Genomic DNA, 17,883 nt, shown 5'->3' with positions numbered 1-17,883 from the left:
GACGAACACAGGGGGAAGTACCCATGTCCCAGACGAAGTTCCTGCTGTCCGAAGACCAGATGCCCACCACCTGGTACAACGTGGTGGCGGACCTGCCCAAGCCGCTGGACCCGATGCTCCACCCCGGCACCCGGCAGCCCGTCACCCCGGAGGACCTCGCGCCGCTGTTCCCCGCGGAGCTGATAGCCCAGGAGTTCTCCACCGAGCGCGAGACCGACATCCCCGGCGCCGTGCTGGACGTCTACCGGCAGTGGCGGCCCAGCCCCCTGGTGCGCGCGCGCCGCCTCGAGCGGGCCCTCGACACCCCGGCCCGGATCTACTTCAAGAACGAGGGCGTCAGCCCGGCCGGCAGCCACAAGCCCAACACGGCCGTCCCGCAGGCCTACTACAACAAGCAGGCCGGCGTGGAGCGCCTCATCACCGAGACCGGCGCCGGACAGTGGGGCAGTTCCCTGTCGCTCGCCTGCCGGTACTTCGGCCTCGTCTGCGAGGTCTACATGGTCAAGGTGAGCTACCGGCAGAAGCCCTACCGCCGCGGCCTGATGGAGACCTACGGCGCCACCGTCACCGCCAGCCCGAGCGAGCGCACCGAGGCCGGCCGCGCCGCCCTCGCCGCCGACCCCGACTCCCCGGGCAGCCTCGGCCTCGCCATCTCCGAGGCGGTGGAAGCCGCGGTGAACAGCGGCGGCACCGCGAAGTACGCGCTCGGCTCGGTCCTCAACCACGTCCTGATGCACCAGACGATCATCGGCAAGGAGGCGCAGCTCCAGATGGAGCTGGCCGAGGACTACCCGGACATCGTGATCGGCGCGGCGGGCGGCGGCTCCAACTTCGGCGGCCTGGCGCTGCCGTTCCTGGGCGAGCAGCTGCGCGGCGGGCGCCCCGTGCGGGCGATCGCCGTCGAACCGGCGTCGTGCCCGACCATGACCGAGGGCCGCTTCGACTACGACTTCGGCGACACCGCGGGCATGACGCCGCTGACCAAGATGCACACCCTCGGCCACGACTTCGTGCCGCCGAGCATCCACGCCGGCGGCCTGCGCTACCACGGCATGTCACCGATCATCAGCCAGCTCAAGGAGTTCGACTACCTCCAGGCGCGCGCGGTGCCGCAGACCGCGTGCTTCGAGGCGGGTGTCACCTTCGCCCGCAACGAGGGCATCGTGCCCGCCCCGGAGTCCACCCACGCGGTGCGCGCCGCCATCGACGAGGCGCTCGCCTGCAAGGAGTCCGGCGAGGCCAGGACCATCCTGTTCTCCCTCTCCGGGCACGGCCACTTCGACATGCAGGCCTACATCGACTACTTCGGCGGAAAGCTGACCGACTGACCGGGGCGACGAAGGCGGGGTGGGACGGGGAGCCCACCCCGCCGCGCGAACACAACAGGGGGAGACCATGCTCACAGCACAGGGAACACCACAGGTCATACGGGGGGACCGGCCCGTCATCCTCGGCATCTCGGGATCCGAGCGGGCCGGCGGCAACACCGACCTGGCGCTCCAGTACGCGGGGAAACTGGTGCGCGAACGCGGCGCCGAGTTCCAGGCCGTGTACCTGCGCGAGCACCGCATCTCGCCGTGCAGCCCGTGCGGCGACTGCAACACCCGCACCAGCCCGTGCGCGCTGCGCGACGACATGCCCGCCGTCATCGACCGGATGCGGCAGGCCGACGGCATCATCTACGCCGTGCCGGTGCACGGCTTCGGCCTCGCCCACCTCATGCAGATCTTCATCGAGCGGGCCGGTGTCGGCTACCTGCGTTTCGAGCGGCCGCTCGCCAACAAGGTCGGCGGCATCATCGTCACCGCCCGCCGCTACAGCGACGCCTCCGTGCACAACCAGCTCGTCGACAACCTGCTGCTCAACCGGATGATCCTGGTGGGCAGCGGCTTCCCGGCCCTGCTGCGCAACACGTCCAGGGAGCCGGGCCTCAACGACCCCGAGGGGGTGGACGCCCTGGAGCGCATGGCCCACCGCATGGTGGACATGGCGCTGCTGCTGCGCCGTCACCAGGCGGCGACCGGAGAGCCCGCGCTGCCGATCGACGACCAGAACGAGCGCGTCGTACGCCGGCGCCCGCTCCTCGTGGACCGCGAACGGCGTCCCGCCTGACGGCCCGCACCGCCCCCGCACACCCAACCACCGCAGATCAGGAGACCCCATGTCCACCGTCACCCCCGCCGTCGTCGGCATCGACTTCGACGCCATCCCGTGGGAGAAGTGGCACAAGCCCGGCGCCGACGGCCGGGTGAAGATCGCGTACACCCAGGGGCTGCGGGTGCGCCTGCTGGAACTCCCCGCCGGCTTCAACGAACTGCACTGGTGCGAGCGCGGCCACCAGGGGTACGTCCTGCAGGGCGAGTTCACCATCCACTTCGACGACCGCTCGGTGCCCTGCCGCCCCGGCATGGGCTTCGTCATCCCCGGCGACGAGCGGCACCGCTCCCAGGGCTCCGACACCGAGCCGACCGTCGTCTACGTCGTCGACGAGGTGCCCGCGCCGTGAGCGGCACCGACAGGATCGAGGAGCTGCGCGTCTCGATCGACGCGCTCGACCGGAGCATCGTCGCCCTGCTCGCCGAACGCACCGCCGTCGTCCGTGAGCTGACCGAGTTCAAGCACGACGAGGAGACGGTCCGCTCGCCCCGGCGGGTGGAGCAGGTGATCGCCAAGGTGCGCGCGCTCGCCGACGCGCACGGCATGCCGCCCGCCGTCGCCGAGGCCGTGTACCGCACGCTCATCGACGAACTGACGGTCCTTCAGCTGCGCCGGCTGGAGGAGCGCCGCGCGGCCAGGCCTCGTGCCGCCGCGAACGGGGCGGCATGACGCGCCGCGGGCTCGCCGATCTGCGCACCGCGCTCGCCGGTCTCGACCCGCTGCCCGGCGAGCTGGTGCGGGTCCGCGAGGAGGTCCCGGCCCGGTACGGGGTCGGCGCCCGGTACGCCAGGTGGGCCGGGACACCCGCCCCGCCGCCGACCGGCCCCGGCCCCGCCGTCCTGTTCGAGCGGGTGGTGCCCGGCGGCGGCGGGGCGGCGCGCTCGGTGCTCATCGGCCTGTACGGCAGCCGCCGGCGCGCCGCGGGCCTGCTCGGGCTCACCCCGGGCGCCATGGCGCACCGGCTGCTCGACGCCGTCGCCTCGCCGGTGGCCCCGACGCGCGTCCCGGCCGGCCGGGACCGGCCCCGCGACCTGCTCGCGCCGGACCTGACGGCGCTTCCGGTCCCCGTCCTCACCGACGAGGACGCGGGACCGTACCTGACGCTCGGCGCGGTGCTGGCCACCGACCCCGACACCGGTGTGCGCAACCTGTCCGTGCACCGGATGTGCGTCCAGGGACCCGACCGGCTCACCATCTGGATGGTGCCCGGCCGGGACCTGGAGGCGGCCCACCGGGCGGCCCGCCGCCGGGGCGGGAACCTGCCCGTCGCCATCCACCTGGGCCTGGGCCCGGCACTGATGCTCGCGTCCTGCTGCCCGGCCTCCCTGGTCCCGGCGGGCGTCGACGAGCTCGCGGTGGCGGGTGCCCTCGGCGGCGCGCCGGTCGAGCTCACCGAGTGCCGCACCGTCGACGCGGAGTGCGTCGCCCACGCCGAGTACGTCATCGAGGGCGAACTCACCGCGGACCTGGTCCCGGAGAACCCGGACGGGCCCGCCGCCACCCCCGAGTTCCTCGGCTACCAGGGGCGCGCCCACCCGGCACTGCCCACGGTGCGCGTCACCGGGATCACCGCACGGGACGGGGCGATCCTGCAGACGGTCTCCGGCCCCGGGCACGAGCAGTCGGTCCTGCTGGGCTTCGGCATGGAGGCCGCGGTGCTGGGCCGGCTGCGCCGTGCGGGGGCGCCGGTCGAGGCGGTGCACTGCCCCACGGCGGGCGGCGGCCAGCTGATGGTCGTCGTCCAGTGGCGGGCGAAGCGGTCGTCCGCCGACGACCGGCTGGTCCGGGAGGCCGCCGTCTCGGTCCTGGAGGAGTTCCGGATGGCCAAGCTGGTCGTCTCCGTGGACGAGGACGTCGACCCGGAGTCGGACGCGGACCTGTGGTGGGCGATGACCACCCGGCTCCAGGCGGACCGGGACCTGGCCGTCCTGCCCGACCGTGAGGGCTTCCCGCTCGACCCCACGCAGTCCACCGCCTACTCGGCCGCCCTCTCCGCCGACGGACGGACCGCGAAGGCGCACTTCGACTGCACGGTGCCGTACGCGCAGCGCGCCCGCTTCCGCCGGCCCCGCTTCACGGAACCCGCGGCGGAACCGGAGACGGTGGCGCCGCCGCCGGTGCGGATCAGCGCCGGCCCGTCGCCTCACGCACCGCGGCGGTGAGCAGTGTGACGCCCTCGGTGATACGGGCGGTGGTCAGCGCGGCGTAACCCACCAGGAACGTCGGCTCGGCCGGCGGGTCGAGGACGAAGTAGCCGGACGCGGGGTACACCCGTACCCCGCGTGCGGCCGCCCGCTTCACGATCTCCTCCTCCGGCACGCCGCGCGCCCCGGTGAAGGTGACCAGCACGTGCAGCCCCGCCGCCTCCCCGGAGATGCGCACCTCGGCGCCGAAGTGCTCGTACAGCGCCTCCAGCAGCCGCCTTCTGCGTTGCCGGTACAGCCGCGTCATCCGGCTTATGTGCCGGGGGTAGGCGCCGGACGCGATGAAGTCGGCCAGTGCCTCCTGGGACACGGCCGGGGTGAGCCGGTCGGTGATCCACTTGATCCCGAGGAACGGCTGGACGAGGTGCGGCGGCAGCACCGCGTAGCCGATGCGCAGCGCCGGGAAGAGCGTCTTGCTGAAGCTGCCGACATAGACGACCGTGCCGCGGTGCCGCTCGGCGGCGAGCGCGGGCAGCCGCTCGTCGGTGAAGGTGAACTCGTTGTGGTAGTCGTCCTCCAGCACCGTCGCGCCGCGTTCGTACGCCCAGGCGATCAGGGCGCGGCGGCGCGGCTGGGACATGATGAAGCCGGTCGGGAACTGGTGCGACGGCGTCACGTACACCAGCTTCACCTGCCCGGGGTCGTGCCCGTGGGCGCGCACCCGGGCGTCGATGTCCGCGACCCGCAGGCCCTCCTCGTCGACGGGGACGGGCACGACGGCGGCGTCGGAACATCCGAAGACCTGCCGCAGGACGGTGTGGCTGGGATCCTCGATGACCACGACGTCGCCCGGCCCGACCAGCATCCGCACCAGGATGTCCAGCGCCTGGGTGGCGCCGCCGGTCACCATGATGTTCTCCGGCGCGGCGTCCACGGCCCGGCTCTGCCGCACCAGCGCGGCGATCTGCGCACGGAGGGTCGGCGAGCCCTCGGCCGGTCCGTAGCCGAGCGTGGCGGCGTCGGCCCGCCCGTACGCCTCGTGCAGGGACTGGCGCCACCGGGCGACCGGGAAGGCGGCGAGCGCGGGCGTGCCGTGCCGGAAGTCGAGGACGTTGCCGGGCTGGCGGAGCACGGGCGGCGGCTCCCACGGCTGCCAGAGCGGATTGCCCTCGTCGGTGGGCCTCGGCGGGGCGGGGACCGGCTGCACGGATCCGGACCGGGCCGCACCGCTCGCGGGACGCTCCGCCGCACCGCCGGCGGGGAGCTCGGCGACACGGGTGCCCGAGCCGCGCCGCGCCGTCAGGATCCCCTGCGCCCGCAGCAGTTCATAGGCCCGGATGATCACCGTCCGGGAGACGCCCAGCTGCTGGGCGAGTTCGCGCGAGGCGGGCAGGACGTCGCCGGGACGCAGCCGCCCCGAGCGCACCAGGGCGGTGACCTGGTCGCACACCTGCTGCTGCAGGGTCGCGCCGCCCTCCCGGTCCAGGGCGATGAGTAACTCGGTCGATCCCATGCCGTTCCCCCTGAGTGCCTGTCCGGTTCGTGACGGTCAGCCCCGCAGCTCCGCCAGCACCGCGTCCGTGAACGGCGGCCACGCCTCGACCGCCCAGGGCCCGAAGGCACGGTCGGCGAGCGCCACGCACGCCGCGCCCGCGTCCGGGTCGATCCACAGGAACGTGCCCGCCTGGCCGAAGTGGCCGAAGGTGCGCGGGGAGGACGACGCGCCCGTCCAGTGCGGGGACTTGGAGTCGCGGATCTCGAAGCCGAGGCCCCAGTCGTTGGGGTTCTGGTGGCCGTAGCCCGGCAGGACCCCCTTGGTCCCCGGGTACTGCACCGTCATCGCCGCCGCGACCGTGCGCGGATCCAGCAGGCGCGGGGCCTGCACCTCGGCGGCGAACCGCAGCAGGTCCTCGACCGAGGACACGCCGTCCTTGGCCGGGGAACCCTCCAGCGAGGTCGCCGTCATCCCCAGCGGCTCCAGCACCGCCTGCCGCAGATACTCGCCGAACGGTATCTCCGTCGCCTTCGCGACATGGTCCCCCAGCTGCTCGAACCCCGCGTTGGAGTACAGCCGCCGCTCGCCGGGCGCCGAGGTCACCCGGTGCTCGTCGAAGGCGAGCCCCGAGGTGTGCGCGAGCAGGTGCCGGACCGTGGAGCCGTCCGGGCCCGCCGGTTCGTCCAGCTCGATCGCGCCCTCCTCGTACGCCACCAGCACCGCGTACGCCGCGAGCGGCTTGGTGACCGAGGCCAGCGGGAAACGGCGGCCGGACGGCCCGTGGGTGCCCGGCACGGTGCCGTCCGCCCGTACGACACCCGCCGCGGCGGTGGGAACCGGCCAGTTCTCGATCAGTGCGAGGCTCTTCAGCGACATGCCGTCGAGCCTAAGCGCTCACAGCGTCAGCTCCAGCAAGGGGTCGGGCCTGGGCGTGAAGCCCAGTGAGGCGTACAGCGGCGCGGCCTGCGAGGAGGCGGTGAGGCGGACACGCCGGGCGCCGCGCTCGCGGAACCACTCCAGCAGCGCCTCCATGCAGGCGCGCGCGTAGCCGCGGCGGCGGGTGTCCGGGTCGGTGGCGACACTGAAGACGTGGCCGTCGGTGCCGAGGGGGTCGCGCGCCCCGCCGATGCGGTACTCCAGCGAGCCGGCCACCAGCGCCGCCGGCGCGCCGGGCCGCTCCGGGTGGTCCACGACGAACGCCACGAAGGTGCCGTCCGGCTCGGACAGTCTGCCGCGCAGCACGGGCAGCGACTCGGCGTGCCAGGCCGTGGACGGGTCGGACCGGGCCATCGAGTCGATCATCACCTGGCGCAGACGCAGCACTTCCTCCGCGTCCTGAGGCGTCGCACGGCGTACGGAGGTCATGCCCGCACGGTAATCAGTCACCTGCCGCCGCGTCCGCCCATTTACCGCCCGCGCCGCTTGCTTGGAGTGCACTCCAGCGTTCTAGCGTGGGTGCCATGACGGTGACGGAGACGGAGACCACGGACACCAGCGCCGACACCTGCGCCGGGCCACCGCAGGGAGACCGGCGGCCGGACGGCGCGGACAAGTACACGATCAGCGAGGTCGCCGCCCTCACCGGGCTGACGGCGCACACCCTGCGCTGGTACGAGCGCATCGGGCTGATGCCGCACATTGACCGTTCGCACACCGGGCAGCGGCGCTACAGCAACCGCGACCTCGACTGGCTCGCCCTCGTCGGCAAGCTCCGCCTGACGGGAATGCCGGTCGCGGACATGGTGCGGTACGCGGAACTGGTCCGCTCGGGCGATCACACGTACACCGAGCGCTTCGAGCTGCTCAAGCAGACCCGCGAGGACGTGCTGTCCCGGATCGCCGAGCTCCAGGGCACGCTCGCCGTGCTCGACCGGAAGATCAGCTTCTACGCGGACGCGGGGCGGGCCCTCGCGTCGGAGAGGGCATGATGACCAACGGCAGGACCATCGGCACGGCGGCACTGGGCGACGGCGGCCCGGAGGTGGGCGTCCAGGGCCTCGGCTGCATGGGCATGAGCTTCGCCTACGGCCCCGCCGACGCGGACGCCTCCCGGGCGACCCTGGAGCGGGCCCTGGAACTGGGCGTCACGCTCTTCGACACGGCGGACGCGTACGGCGCGGGGGACAACGAGCGGTTCCTCGCCCCCTTCTTCGGGGCGCACCGGGACGAGGTGGTCGTCGCCACCAAGTTCGCCCTGGCCATCCCGCCGGACGACCCGGCCCGGCGCGTCATCCGCAACGACGCGCCGTACATCCGCCAGGCCGTCGAGGCGAGCCTGAAGCGCCTGGACGTCGACGTGATCGACCTCTACTACATGCACCGGCGCGACGTGAACGTGCCGATCGAGGAGACCGTCGGCGTCATGGCGGAGCTGGTGCGCGAGGGCAAGGTGAAGCAGCTGGGCCTGAGCGAGGTCACGGCCGGCGAACTGCGCGCCGCGCACGGCGTGCACCCGATCGCCGCCGTGCAGTCGGAGTGGTCGCTGTTCAGCCGGGACATCGAGGCGAAGGTGGTGCCGGCCGCGCGGGAGCTGGGCGTGACCCTCGTCCCGTACTCCCCGCTCGGCCGCGGCTTCCTGACCGGCTCCTTCGCCGACGCCGACCGGGACCTCACCGCCGACGACTTCCGCCGCCGGATGCCCCGCTTCACGGGCGGCAACGCGGCAGCCAACGCGGCGCTGCTGGAACCCCTCCGCACCGTCGCCGTGGCCCACGAGGCGTCCCTCGGCCAGATCGCCCTGGCCTGGGTCCATCAGCGGGCGGAGGTGCACGGCCTCCCGGTCGTCCCGATCCCGGGCACCCGCAGGCCGGCCAGGGTGGAGGAGAACACGGCGGCGACCCGCATCACCCTGACCGAAGAGGAACTCGCCCTGCTGGACCCGGTCGCGGAGAAGGTCGCGGGCCCCCGCTACGCGGACATGACGTTCACCTCCGCCGGACGGGAGTGAAACGCGCCCCGAAGGGGCGCGGGGCCGTGTCGATGTGCGGCTCCGCCGCGTGGGCGCGACCAGCCGCGGACGGCCCGCAGCCGGAGAACGACCGTCCCGGCGGACGCTAGAGCTCCGCGAGCAACTCCGCCTTCTTGGAGGAGAACTCCTCGTCCGTCACCAGCCCCGCCTGATGCAGCTCCCCGAGGTGCCGGATCCGCTCGGCGATGTCCGCGGGGTCACGGCGCGCACGCGCCGTGGACATCGCCGGCACCGGCGCGCAGTTGCGCACCGCCGCCAGCACGGCCGCCGCGAACGGCAGTGACTCGTGCACCGGCCCGTACCCGAGGCCGAACACCACCGCCGCCGGATCCTGATCGGCCTGCCCCGGCGGAGCCCCCGCGTCCCGCCGCAGCAGCCGCAGATGCCCCTCGAACACCTCGGGCGACCGCCACTCCACCCCGCTCAGCTCACCGATGGGGAACCGCTGGTCCCCGGCCTTCCACTTCGCCGACGACGCGCCCGTCCAGAACCACCGGAAGGACACCGCCGTACCGTCGAAGGCGGCTTTCGCGTCGTACGCCTTGAACTGCAGCGGCGCCTCGGGGGCGGCCACCAGGTGGCGTTCGGCCGGGCCTGACTCGGTGAGCTGTCCGCGCAGTTCGTCGGCGTAGTACTCGGCGAGCGTCTCGCGCTCGGCGGGCAGCACCAGCCGGTAGGGGTCGCTGCTGTCCTTCAACTGCCCGGCCGCCGCCTCCAGCAGCGGATCGGCTCCGGGCCGGAGCTCGGCACGCAGGACCACGGTGCCGCGCCTGCCGGGCGCGAGGGTCACGCCCTCGATCGCCTCCAGCGGCACACGCCGCTCCCCGAGCGCCTGGAACAGCTTGGGTGTTCGAATTCCCCGTTCGTAACGGATGACCACGGAGTCGGATTCGAACTCCCAGGCGGCATGAAAACCGGCCAGCACGTCACCCATGCGGCTCATCGTATGCGGCACGAGCTTCTCCGTCCCCTCCCCGCGCATACCGCAGTATCTCCGTCTCTACGCGCGTCCGGTAGTGGTCGTACCGGACAAACCCGCCCGGCACACGTCGTCCTCCCGGGCACAGGACACCGCGCGGTATGCGCCAACACCGATCTCGGCGAAGTTCCGCAGGCTGTCCGTGCCCGGCACGAAATACCCGGCGTGACCCTTCGCCTCCCGTGCCGACAGCACCCGCGCCCCGAACCCGTCGGCCACCGGGTCGGCCCCGTGTCCCAGGCCGCCGAGCTCCAGGTACGGCACGTCCTGGATCCAGTCGTCGGCGTCCCGCATCGCCCACACCCGCGCGGTGGTGTGCAGCTGGGAGGCCTTCTCGACCCGCATGCCGGGGCTGCCGGCCACCGCGATGTCGGCCACCCGCTCCGGCAGGGAGCGCGCGGCGATCCCGCACACCACGGAGCCGTAGCTGTGGCAGAACAGCGAGACCGGTGCGATCCCGGGCAGTCCGCGCACCAACGCGTCCAGCCGCTTCGCGCCGTCCTCGGCGCGCATCGCCGTGGCCGCGTCCATGCCGAGCCCGCTGGGGGCGGTGTAGTCGGCCCAGGCGATCACGGCGGTGCGGGTGCCGGGGTCGGCGTCGCGCTCGGCGGCGTACAGGGACTTCGCCATGCCGACGGGGGCGGAGTGGGTGCGGTGCGTGCGCTGGAAGGTGAGCAGGTCGGTGTCGACGCCGGGGACGACGACCGAGACCCGCTCGGCGCGCCGCAGGTCGCCGAAGACCTCGGCGACCCGGCCGGAGCCCGCCGGGTCGAAGGCGAGGATGTGCCGGCCCGGGCGCATCAGCGCGTCGAGGCGGTCCAGCCTGCGGGCGGCCTGGTGCTGGCCCGAGGGGGTGAGGCGGCTGTCGTGCACGCGCTCGATCTCGGCCTTGCGGGCCTGCCCGAGCGCGACGCGGTTGGCGCGGTAGCGCAGCTCGACCGGGGCGCCGTTCATGTTGCCGACCGCCAGCGGATAGCGGTGCGCGAGACGCGTGCGCTGCGCCTCGGTGAGGGAGGCGAAGAACCGGGCCAGCCGCGCGGGGGCCGACTGCGGGTCGGGCAGCCGGTGGCCGGCCATCCGGCCCTTCTCCCACGCGCTGAGCGATGCCTGGAGCGGGGCGGGGCGGCGCTCATGGCGCAGTGCCGTCCAGCCCGTGGTCGTCAGCATCACGAAGACGACGGCGAGCGCGAGCAGCGCGCGCCACGCGTTCAACTGCGGGGAGGTGTCGAAGGAAGTCACTGAAAGGACACACTAGGAGAACGGGAGTGTCTCGCGTGAACCAAGTGACCGGTATCACGTTTCGGCGAGCCGGTTCGGGGATCACCCCGTACGCCAGTTCTCCGCGAGCGCCGGTCCCACATGGTCCAGACAGGTCGTCATCAGATCCCGCATGGCGGCGGTGCTCAAGTCGTCCCCCGCGGACCAGCGCCGCTCCGCCACGCGGATCACCCCGCCGAACGCGGCCACCAGGATCCTCGGCCGGGGGTCGGCGTCCACGTCGAGCCCCTCACGCTCGGCGATGATGCGCGCCAGCTCCTCCTCCAGCTCCGTCGCGCGGCGCAGATGGGCGGCGAGCAGGGCGGGCGTCGACTCGATGACCCGGTAGACACGCATGTGCAGGTCCAGCGGGACCAGTTGCTCCACGGCCTCGTTGATGGTGTCCCAGCTGTCCAGTACGGCCCGGCGCAGCACCTCCAGCGGCGCCTCGCCCGGGGGGCGTCCGCGCACGGCATCCACGACGTGCGACTCCGCGAGCCGTGCGACGAAGAACGCCACGTCCTCCTTGCTGGCGAAGTAGCGGAAGAAGGTGCGCTGGGAGACCTCGACGGCCGCGGTGATGTCGTCGACGGTCGTCCCCTCGTACCCGCGCGTGGCGATCAGCTCAAGGGCGGCCCGGACCAGCGCGTCCCTGGTGCGCTGCTTCTTGCGCTCCCGCAGACCCGGCCGCGGCAGCGCGTCCACGGCGGTCCCGACCGTCTCCATCGCTCCTCCTCGAACTGTTTCCCCAGTTCAGGCTATAGGTCCATGTCGTGTCAGTGACCGACTAGTGAATTGGTTTGTCATCTGTCAGTGGCTGACATTAGCCTCGAACGCATGACTAGTCAGACCACCATCGACAAGGCGGGACCGGGGGACGGGCCGCCGGGTGCCCCGTCGGGCGCCACGCCGGGCAAGGGGCTGCGCGGCCACCCCTGGTTCACCCTCGTGACCGTCGCCGTGGGGGTCATGATGGTGGCCCTGGACGGCACCATCGTGGCCATCGCGAACCCGGCCATCGCCAGCGACCTCGGCGCCACCTTCGCCGAGGTGCAGTGGATCACCAACGCCTACTTCCTCGCCCTCGCGGTCTCCCTGATCACCGCGGGCAAACTCGGTGACCGCTTCGGGCACCGGCAGACCTTCCTCATCGGCGTCGTCGGCTTCGCCGCCGCCTCGGGAGCCATCGGTCTGTCCGACAGCATCGCGCTGGTCATCGTCTTCCGTGTGCTCCAGGGCCTGTTCGGCGCCCTGCTGATGCCGGCCGCGCTCGGTCTGCTGCGGGCGACGTTCCCGGCCGAGAAGCTCAACATGGCGATCGGCATCTGGGGCATGGTCATCGGTGCCTCCACCGCCGGCGGCCCGATCCTCGGCGGTGTCCTCGTCGAGCACGTGAACTGGCAGTCGGTGTTCTTCATCAACGTGCCGGTCGGCGTCCTCGCCGTCGCGCTCGGCGCGTGGATCCTGCTCGACCACCGCGCGCGGAACGCGCCGCGCTCGTTCGACCTGCTCGGCATAGCCCTGCTGTCCGGTGCGATGTTCTGCCTGGTCTGGGCGCTCATCAAGGCTCCGGAATGGGGCTGGGGCAGCGGCTGGACCTGGGGCTTCGTCTTCGCCTCGATCGCCGGCTTCGGGGCCTTCGCCGTCTGGGAGACGAAGGTCCGGGAACCGCTCATCCCGCTGGCGCTGTTCCGTTCCGTCCCGCTGTCCGCGGGTGTGGTGCTGATGGTCCTGATGGCCATCGCCTTCATGGGCGGCCTGTTCTTCGTCACCTTCTACCTGCAGAACGTGCACGGGATGAGCCCGGTCGACGCCGGTCTGCACCTGCTGCCGCTCACCGGCATGATGATCGTCGGCTCGCCGCTCGCGGGCGCGATGATCACCAAGGTCGGCCCGCGCGTCCCGCTGGCGGGCGGCATGGCGTTCACCGCGCTGGCCATGTACGGCATGTCGACGCTGGAGACGGACACCGGCAGCGGCGTGATGTCGCTCTGGTTCGCCCTCCTCGGCCTGGGCCTCGCCCCCGTCATGGTCGGTGCGACCGAGGTCATCGTGGGCAACGCGCCGCTGGAGCTGTCCGGCGTCGCCGGAGGGCTCCAGCAGGCCGCGATGCAGGTCGGCGGCAGCCTCGGTACGGCCGTGCTGGGCGCCGTGATGGCCTCCAAGGTGGACAGCGACCTCGAGGGCAACTGGGCGAAGGCCGGTCTCCCGCCGCTCACCCCGGAACAGGCCGGCAAGGCCTCCGAGGCGGTCCAGGTCGGTGTGGCGCCGGTGACCGAGGGCACGCCCGAGGCGATCGCCGCGAAGATCACCGACGTCGCCCACGACACCTTCATCTCCGGAATGAGCCTGGCGTCCCTGGTGGCCGCCGGAGTCGCCGCGGTGGCGGTGCTGGTCGCGTTCCTCACCAAGCGCGGGCAGAACGCGGAGGCCGGGGCGGGCGTCGGCCACATCTGACGGGCCGTCGTGCGACCCGGTGTCGCTCATCAGGGTGAACCGACGCGGTGAACTCCCCCCACGGGAAGGCACCGCAGGTCACAGTGGGTCAAATCCTCCGCAGGGCCTGGAGGGCGCCGGCTGCGGCGCGCTGCCGGAGGGGGGCGGCGCGCGGGCGGCGGCCCCACCGGCCGTCGCCGCGGCATGAATTCACCGCGGAAGCGGGGGTACCCGCCATGTCAACACACCCCCAAGGGAGTTGATGATGGCGAGCTTCGGACACGGAACGCGCAGGCACCCCCGCACACGTGGCCGGACGTGGTCACGGTCCGGGCCGGATCGCGCGACGCTCGGGATCATCGGAGCCATCTGTGCGGTCGCCGGCTTCTTCGTGCTGGGGATCGTTCTCGGCCCGGTGGCGATGGTCTGCGGGTGGCTCGCCATGGGCCGCAGCTGGGCGGGGGGCTCCCGCTCGGTGCCGGCCCTGGTCGCCCTGATCCTGGGCGCCATCGACACGCTCCTGGCCATCGTCTGGCTGGCCGGGCCGACCCCCGGGTACGGCATGTTCTGACCCGGGCACGAGCGAGGGTCTCCGGTGGGGCGCCGGGGGCCCTCGCTCACGCCGGTTCGCGTGGCGTCCCGGGTGCCTGATCCGCCGCCCGCTCCCGCAGCGCCGCGATCTCCGCACGCAGCGACCGGACCTCCTCGGCCAGCGAGTGGATGGCCGCCGTCTGCCGGCGCTCCTCCTCGTCGTCCATCTCGAACCGCGCGATGAACCACGCCGCGATGTTCGCGGTGACGACACCGAGCAGCGCGATCCCGGAGAGCATCAGCCCGATCGCGAGCATCCGGCCCCATCCGGTGGTCGGCGCCATGTCGCCGTACCCCACGGTGGTCATCGTCGTGAACGCCCACCACACCGCGTCCTCCAGCGTGTGGATGGAGGCGTCCGGCCGGCCCCGCTCCACCTCCAGCACGGCCAGCGCGCCGAAGACCAGCAGACCCAGGCAGCAGCCGGCGACATACGTCGTGACCCGGATCTGCGACGCCAGCCGCGCCCGCTGCCCGGCCAGCAGCAGCAGCGACACCAGCCGCAGCAGCCGCAGCGGCTGGACCAGCGGCAGCGCGACCGCGAGCAGCGCCAGCGGATTCCCGCGCACGAACCGCATCCGGTCCTCGCTCAGCCACAGCCGGACCGCGTAGTCGACGGCGAACGCGGACCACACACCCCAGTTCACCGCGTAGCAGGCGGTCAGCAGCGTCCGCGGAGCGTCCGGATCCACGATCGGCAGCGCGTAGGCGATCGCGAAGAGGACGGCGAGAGCCATCAGGGGGATCTGGGTACGCCGCTCCCAGAGGTCCAGTGCAGTCGGTTCGGCCATGCGGGGCATCGTAGGCACGGACGGGCCGGCGGCCCCCGGGGGGCCGCCGGCCCGTCCGCCGGTCCGTGACCGGGGGGTCCGTCAGGCGTCGCCGCCCGCCACCCCCGGGTCGGCCGCCGCGACGTCCAGGAGCTGGTAGCGGTCGATCGCCTGCTTCAGGACCGAGCGGTCGATGTGGCCCTCGCGGGCCAGTTCCGTCAGGACGGCCACCACGATCGACTGCGCGTCGATGTGGAAGAACCTCCGGGCCGCCCCGCGGGTGTCCGCGAAGCCGAAGCCGTCGGCGCCCAGCGACTGGTACGTCCCCGGCACCCAGCGCGCGATCTGGTCCGGCACCGACCGCATCCAGTCGGACACCGCCACCACCGGCCCCTGCGCCGCCGCCAGCTTCCGCGTCACGTACGGCGTCCGCTGCTCCTCCTCCGGGTGCAGCAGATTGTGCCGCTCGCAGTCCACCGCGTCGCGCCGCAGCTCGTTCCAGGACGTCGCCGACCACACGTCGGCCTTGACGTTCCACTCCTCGGCGAGGATCTTCTGCGCCTCGATCGCCCACGGCAGCGCGACCCCGGAGGCCAGGATCTGCGCCGGAAGCGAACCCGCCGTGCCCTCGCTGAAGCGGTGGAGGCCCTTGAGGATGCCCTCGACGTCCACGTTCTCGGGCTCGGCCGGGTGCTGGATCGGCTCGTTGTAGACGGTCAGGTAGTAGAAGACGTCCTCGCCGTGCGGGTGCTCCGGGTTTTCGACGGACCCGCCGTACATCCGGCGCAGCCCGTCCTTCACGATGTGCGCGATCTCGAAGCCGAAGGCCGGGTCGTACGCGACACAGGCCGGGTTGGTGGACGCCAGCAGCTGCGAGTGGCCGTCCGCGTGCTGCAGACCCTCACCGGTCAGCGTCGTGCGCCCCGCCGTCGCGCCCAGGACGAAGCCGCGCGCGAGCTGGTCGGCCATCTGCCAGAACTGGTCGCCGGTGCGCTGGAAGCCGAACATCGAGTAGAAGACGTACACCGGGATGAGCGGCTCGCCGTGCGTGGCGTACGCCGATCCCGCCGCGATCAGCGAGGCCGTGCAGCCCGCCTCGGAGATGCCGTCGTGCAGCATCTGCCCGTCGGGCGCCTCCTTGTAGGCGAGCAGCAGTTCCCGGTCCACGGACTCGTACTGCTGCCCGAGCGGGTTGTAGATCTTCGCGCTCGGGAAGAACGAGTCCATGCCGAACGTGCGGTACTCGTCCGGCGCGATCAGCACGAACCGCTTGCCGATCTCCTTGTCCCGCATGAGGTCCTTCAGGAGCCGGACGAAGGCCATGGTCGTCGCGATGGACTGCTGACCGGAGCCCTTCTTCACGGTCGCGTAGGTCTTGTCCTCGGGAAGGCGCAGCGGCTTCGACCGCACCACCCGGGTCGGCACGTAGCCGCCGAGCGACCGGCGGCGGTCGTGCATGTACTGCATTTCCTCCGTGTCCGGGCCCGGGTGGTAGTACGGCGGCAGGCCGGACTCGAGGTCCTTGTCGGAGATCGGCAGGTGCAGCCGGTCCCGGAAGTGCTTGAGGTCGTCGACCGTCAGCTTCTTCATCTGGTGCGTGGCGTTGCGGCCCTCGAAGTTCGGGCCCAGGGTCCAGCCCTTGACCGTCTTCGCGAGGATCACCGTCGGCTGGCCCTTGTGCTCGAGGGCCGCCTTGTACGCCGCGTAGATCTTGCGGTGGTCGTGACCGCCGCGGCCCAGGTGCAGGATCTGGTCGTCGGTCATGCCCTCGACCATCGCGCGCAGCCGGTGGTCGTCGCCGAAGAAGTGGTCGCGGATGTAGGCGCCCGACTCGGTGGCGTACGTCTGGAACTGGCCGTCCGGCGTGGTGTTCATCTTGTTGACCAGCACACCGTCGCGGTCCTGGGCGAGCAGCGGGTCCCAGGTGCGGTCCCAGACCAGCTTGATCACGTTCCAGCCGGCGCCCCGGAAGACCGACTCCAGCTCCTGGATGATCTTGCCGTTGCCGCGCACCGGCCCGTCGAGCCGCTGCAGGTTGCAGTTGACGACGAAGGTGAGGTTGTCCAGGCCCTCGCGCGCGGCGATGCTCAGCTGGCCCAGCGACTCCGGCTCGTCCATCTCGCCGTCGCCCAGGAACGCCCACACGTGCGACTTCGAGGTGTCCGCGATCCCGCGCGCGTGCATGTAGCGGTTCATCCGCGCCTGGTAGATCGCGCCGATCGGGCCCAGCCCCATCGACACGGTCGGGAACTCCCAGAAGTCCGGCATCGACCGCGGGTGCGGGTACGACGACAGCGCGTGCGGCGCCTTCGACTTCTCCTGCCGGAAGCCGTCCAGGTGCCGCTCGCTCAGCCGGTCCAGCAGATACGCGCGGGCGTAGATGCCGGGCGAGGCGTGGCCCTGGAAGAAGACCTGGTCGCCGCCGTCGCCCTCGTCCTTGCCGCGGAAGAAGTGGTTGAACCCCACGTCGTACAGCGACGCGGAGGACGCGAAGGTGGCGATGTGGCCGCCGACCCCGATGCCCGGCCGCTGGGCGCGCGAGACCATCACGGCGGCGTTCCAGCGGGTCGCGTTGAGGATCTTGCGCTCGATCTCCTCGTTGCCCGGGAAGAACGGCTCGGCCCGGGTCGGGATCGTGTTGACGTAGTCGGTGCTGCGCATCTCGGGGACGGCCACGCGCTTGGCGCGGGCACGTTCGATGAGTCGCAGCATCAGATAGCGGGCCCGCTCCCGGCCGCGCTCGTCGACCGCGGCGTCGAGGGAGTCGAGCCACTCCTGCGTTTCCTCGGGATCGAAGTCAGGAACCTGACTCGGAAGGCCGCCAATGATGATCGGGTTGCGATCGGATGCGGAAGCCACGCTGTTCCTTACCTGTCAGAGGGCCGTGAAAGGGCCGCCGTCTCGCCGGTACGGCCCGGATTGCGCCGCTCCCCATGGTCCACCCCGGCGCCGCGCCCGTCATCTCTACCGAGAGGTAATCCGGACGCGGGACCGGTACGGTGACGCATGGGGCGAGTACATTCGAGTCTCGTACCCACAGACGGTTCCCAAACGCCCAAACGGGGCACAAGGGTGTGGTGTGCGTC

At 72.2% G+C, this 17,883-nt stretch carries 17 protein-coding genes; 9 read left to right on the top strand and 8 right to left on the bottom strand.

Annotated elements, in window-relative coordinates:
* The first annotated feature begins 23 nt into the window (after positions 1-23).
* The 5 genes from F1615_RS16605 to F1615_RS16585 all read left to right on the top strand — a co-directional run bounded on the left by F1615_RS16605 (position 24) and on the right by F1615_RS16585 (position 4,319).
* The gene (locus F1615_RS16605) at positions 24-1,328 is read left to right on the top strand and encodes a TrpB-like pyridoxal phosphate-dependent enzyme (protein WP_149549748.1); all 1,305 of its coding nucleotides are present in this window, start codon (positions 24-26) and stop codon (positions 1,326-1,328) included.
* Positions 1,329-1,395: 67 nt separating this feature from the next.
* Entirely contained in the window at positions 1,396-2,112 is a 717-nt protein-coding gene (locus F1615_RS16600) for a flavodoxin family protein (RefSeq protein ID WP_149549747.1), read from the top strand.
* Positions 2,113-2,161: 49 nt separating this feature from the next.
* Positions 2,162-2,506, top strand: a complete 345-nt coding sequence (locus F1615_RS16595) for a cupin domain-containing protein (RefSeq protein ID WP_149549746.1) — start codon at positions 2,162-2,164, stop codon at positions 2,504-2,506.
* Complete coding sequence (locus F1615_RS16590) at positions 2,503-2,826, top strand: chorismate mutase (protein WP_149549745.1); 324 nt, start codon at positions 2,503-2,505, stop codon at positions 2,824-2,826. Before F1615_RS16595 ends, F1615_RS16590 begins: the two co-directional genes overlap by 4 nt.
* Positions 2,823-4,319: a UbiD family decarboxylase gene (locus F1615_RS16585; protein ID WP_149549744.1), complete on the top strand. Its 1,497-nt coding sequence runs from the start codon at positions 2,823-2,825 to the stop codon at positions 4,317-4,319. Before F1615_RS16590 ends, F1615_RS16585 begins: the two co-directional genes overlap by 4 nt.
* Here F1615_RS16585 and F1615_RS16580 read toward each other — a convergent pair.
* From F1615_RS16580 to F1615_RS16570, 3 genes are read right to left on the bottom strand one after another with little or no spacing between them, the layout of a single operon-like run.
* Positions 4,282-5,814, bottom strand: coding sequence for a PLP-dependent aminotransferase family protein (locus F1615_RS16580; protein WP_149549743.1), 1,533 nt, complete (start codon positions 5,812-5,814; stop codon positions 4,282-4,284). The two genes, F1615_RS16585 and F1615_RS16580, sit on opposite strands and share 38 nt — an antisense overlap.
* Positions 5,815-5,850: 36 nt before the next feature.
* Positions 5,851-6,672 carry a serine hydrolase domain-containing protein gene (locus F1615_RS16575; protein ID WP_149549742.1) on the bottom strand — a complete coding sequence of 274 codons (822 nt, stop codon included), beginning with the start codon at positions 6,670-6,672 and terminating at the stop codon, positions 5,851-5,853.
* A gap of 18 nt (positions 6,673-6,690) precedes the next feature.
* Complete coding sequence (locus F1615_RS16570) at positions 6,691-7,161, bottom strand: GNAT family N-acetyltransferase (RefSeq protein ID WP_149549741.1); 471 nt, start codon at positions 7,159-7,161, stop codon at positions 6,691-6,693.
* Between the two features lie 101 nt (positions 7,162-7,262).
* Between F1615_RS16570 and F1615_RS16565 the strand changes: the two genes are divergently transcribed.
* Positions 7,263-7,724: a MerR family transcriptional regulator gene (locus F1615_RS16565; RefSeq protein ID WP_425385648.1), complete on the top strand. Its 462-nt coding sequence runs from the start codon at positions 7,263-7,265 to the stop codon at positions 7,722-7,724.
* Positions 7,724-8,743, top strand: a complete 1,020-nt coding sequence (locus tag F1615_RS16560; RefSeq protein ID WP_149549838.1) for an aldo/keto reductase — start codon at positions 7,724-7,726, stop codon at positions 8,741-8,743. Before F1615_RS16565 ends, F1615_RS16560 begins: the two co-directional genes overlap by 1 nt.
* Before the next feature lie 106 nt (positions 8,744-8,849).
* On the opposite strand, the gene F1615_RS16555 is transcribed toward F1615_RS16560, so the two are convergent.
* The 3 genes from F1615_RS16555 to F1615_RS16545 form a co-directional block, all read right to left on the bottom strand.
* A complete protein-coding gene (locus tag F1615_RS16555; protein ID WP_149549739.1) occupies positions 8,850-9,698 on the bottom strand; it encodes a DUF4429 domain-containing protein in 849 nt (282 codons plus the stop codon).
* 66 nt (positions 9,699-9,764) lie between these two features.
* A complete protein-coding gene (locus tag F1615_RS16550) occupies positions 9,765-10,982 on the bottom strand; it encodes an alpha/beta hydrolase (protein WP_149549738.1) in 1,218 nt (405 codons plus the stop codon).
* Between the two features lie 81 nt (positions 10,983-11,063).
* Positions 11,064-11,726, bottom strand: a complete 663-nt coding sequence (locus tag F1615_RS16545; RefSeq protein WP_149549737.1) for a TetR family transcriptional regulator — start codon at positions 11,724-11,726, stop codon at positions 11,064-11,066.
* Between the two features lie 111 nt (positions 11,727-11,837).
* Here F1615_RS16545 and F1615_RS16540 point away from each other — a divergent pair, with 111 nt between their 5' ends.
* Both F1615_RS16540 and F1615_RS16535 read left to right on the top strand, forming a co-directional pair.
* The gene (locus tag F1615_RS16540) at positions 11,838-13,457 is read left to right on the top strand and encodes an MFS transporter (protein ID WP_149549736.1); all 1,620 of its coding nucleotides are present in this window, start codon (positions 11,838-11,840) and stop codon (positions 13,455-13,457) included.
* A gap of 241 nt (positions 13,458-13,698) precedes the next feature.
* Positions 13,699-14,007 (top strand): small hydrophobic protein, encoded by a 309-nt coding sequence (locus tag F1615_RS16535; protein WP_149549735.1) that lies wholly within the window; start codon positions 13,699-13,701, stop codon positions 14,005-14,007.
* A gap of 46 nt (positions 14,008-14,053) precedes the next feature.
* On the opposite strand, the gene F1615_RS16530 is transcribed toward F1615_RS16535, so the two are convergent.
* Together F1615_RS16530 and aceE are read right to left on the bottom strand one after the other, a co-directional pair.
* Positions 14,054-14,818, bottom strand: coding sequence for a potassium channel family protein (locus F1615_RS16530; protein WP_167533772.1), 765 nt, complete (start codon positions 14,816-14,818; stop codon positions 14,054-14,056).
* 81 nt (positions 14,819-14,899) lie between these two features.
* On the bottom strand, positions 14,900-17,656 hold the full coding sequence (gene aceE, locus F1615_RS16525; protein ID WP_149549733.1) for a pyruvate dehydrogenase (acetyl-transferring), homodimeric type: 2,757 nt from the start codon (positions 17,654-17,656) through the stop codon (positions 14,900-14,902).
* Positions 17,657-17,883: the final 227 nt, after the last annotated feature.

It is taken from the genome of Streptomyces marokkonensis (assembly GCF_008312835.1).
GTDB classification, from domain to species: Bacteria; Actinomycetota; Actinomycetes; order Streptomycetales; family Streptomycetaceae; genus Streptomyces; species Streptomyces marokkonensis_A.
This window is presented reverse-complemented; position numbering and strand designations above follow the sequence as displayed.

Excerpts from the sequence above, each read along its gene's own strand:
- F1615_RS16605 (WP_149549748.1), top strand. The coding sequence starts at position 24 with ATGTCCCAGACGAAGTTCCTGCTGTCCGAAGACCAGATGCCCACCACC.
- F1615_RS16600 (WP_149549747.1), top strand. The coding sequence starts at position 1,396 with ATGCTCACAGCACAGGGAACACCACAGGTCATACGGGGGGACCGGCCC.
- F1615_RS16595 (WP_149549746.1), top strand. The coding sequence starts at position 2,162 with ATGTCCACCGTCACCCCCGCCGTCGTCGGCATCGACTTCGACGCCATC.
- F1615_RS16585 (WP_149549744.1), top strand. The coding sequence starts at position 2,823 with ATGACGCGCCGCGGGCTCGCCGATCTGCGCACCGCGCTCGCCGGTCTC.
- F1615_RS16580 (WP_149549743.1), bottom strand. The coding sequence starts at position 5,814 with ATGGGATCGACCGAGTTACTCATCGCCCTGGACCGGGAGGGCGGCGCG.
- F1615_RS16575 (WP_149549742.1), bottom strand. The coding sequence starts at position 6,672 with ATGTCGCTGAAGAGCCTCGCACTGATCGAGAACTGGCCGGTTCCCACC.
- F1615_RS16570 (WP_149549741.1), bottom strand. The coding sequence starts at position 7,161 with ATGACCTCCGTACGCCGTGCGACGCCTCAGGACGCGGAGGAAGTGCTG.
- F1615_RS16560 (WP_149549838.1), top strand. The coding sequence starts at position 7,724 with ATGACCAACGGCAGGACCATCGGCACGGCGGCACTGGGCGACGGCGGC.
- F1615_RS16555 (WP_149549739.1), bottom strand. The coding sequence starts at position 9,698 with ATGGGTGACGTGCTGGCCGGTTTTCATGCCGCCTGGGAGTTCGAATCC.
- F1615_RS16545 (WP_149549737.1), bottom strand. The coding sequence starts at position 11,726 with ATGGAGACGGTCGGGACCGCCGTGGACGCGCTGCCGCGGCCGGGTCTG.
- F1615_RS16540 (WP_149549736.1), top strand. The coding sequence starts at position 11,838 with ATGACTAGTCAGACCACCATCGACAAGGCGGGACCGGGGGACGGGCCG.
- F1615_RS16535 (WP_149549735.1), top strand. The coding sequence starts at position 13,699 with ATGATGGCGAGCTTCGGACACGGAACGCGCAGGCACCCCCGCACACGT.
- F1615_RS16530 (WP_167533772.1), bottom strand. The coding sequence starts at position 14,818 with ATGGCCGAACCGACTGCACTGGACCTCTGGGAGCGGCGTACCCAGATC.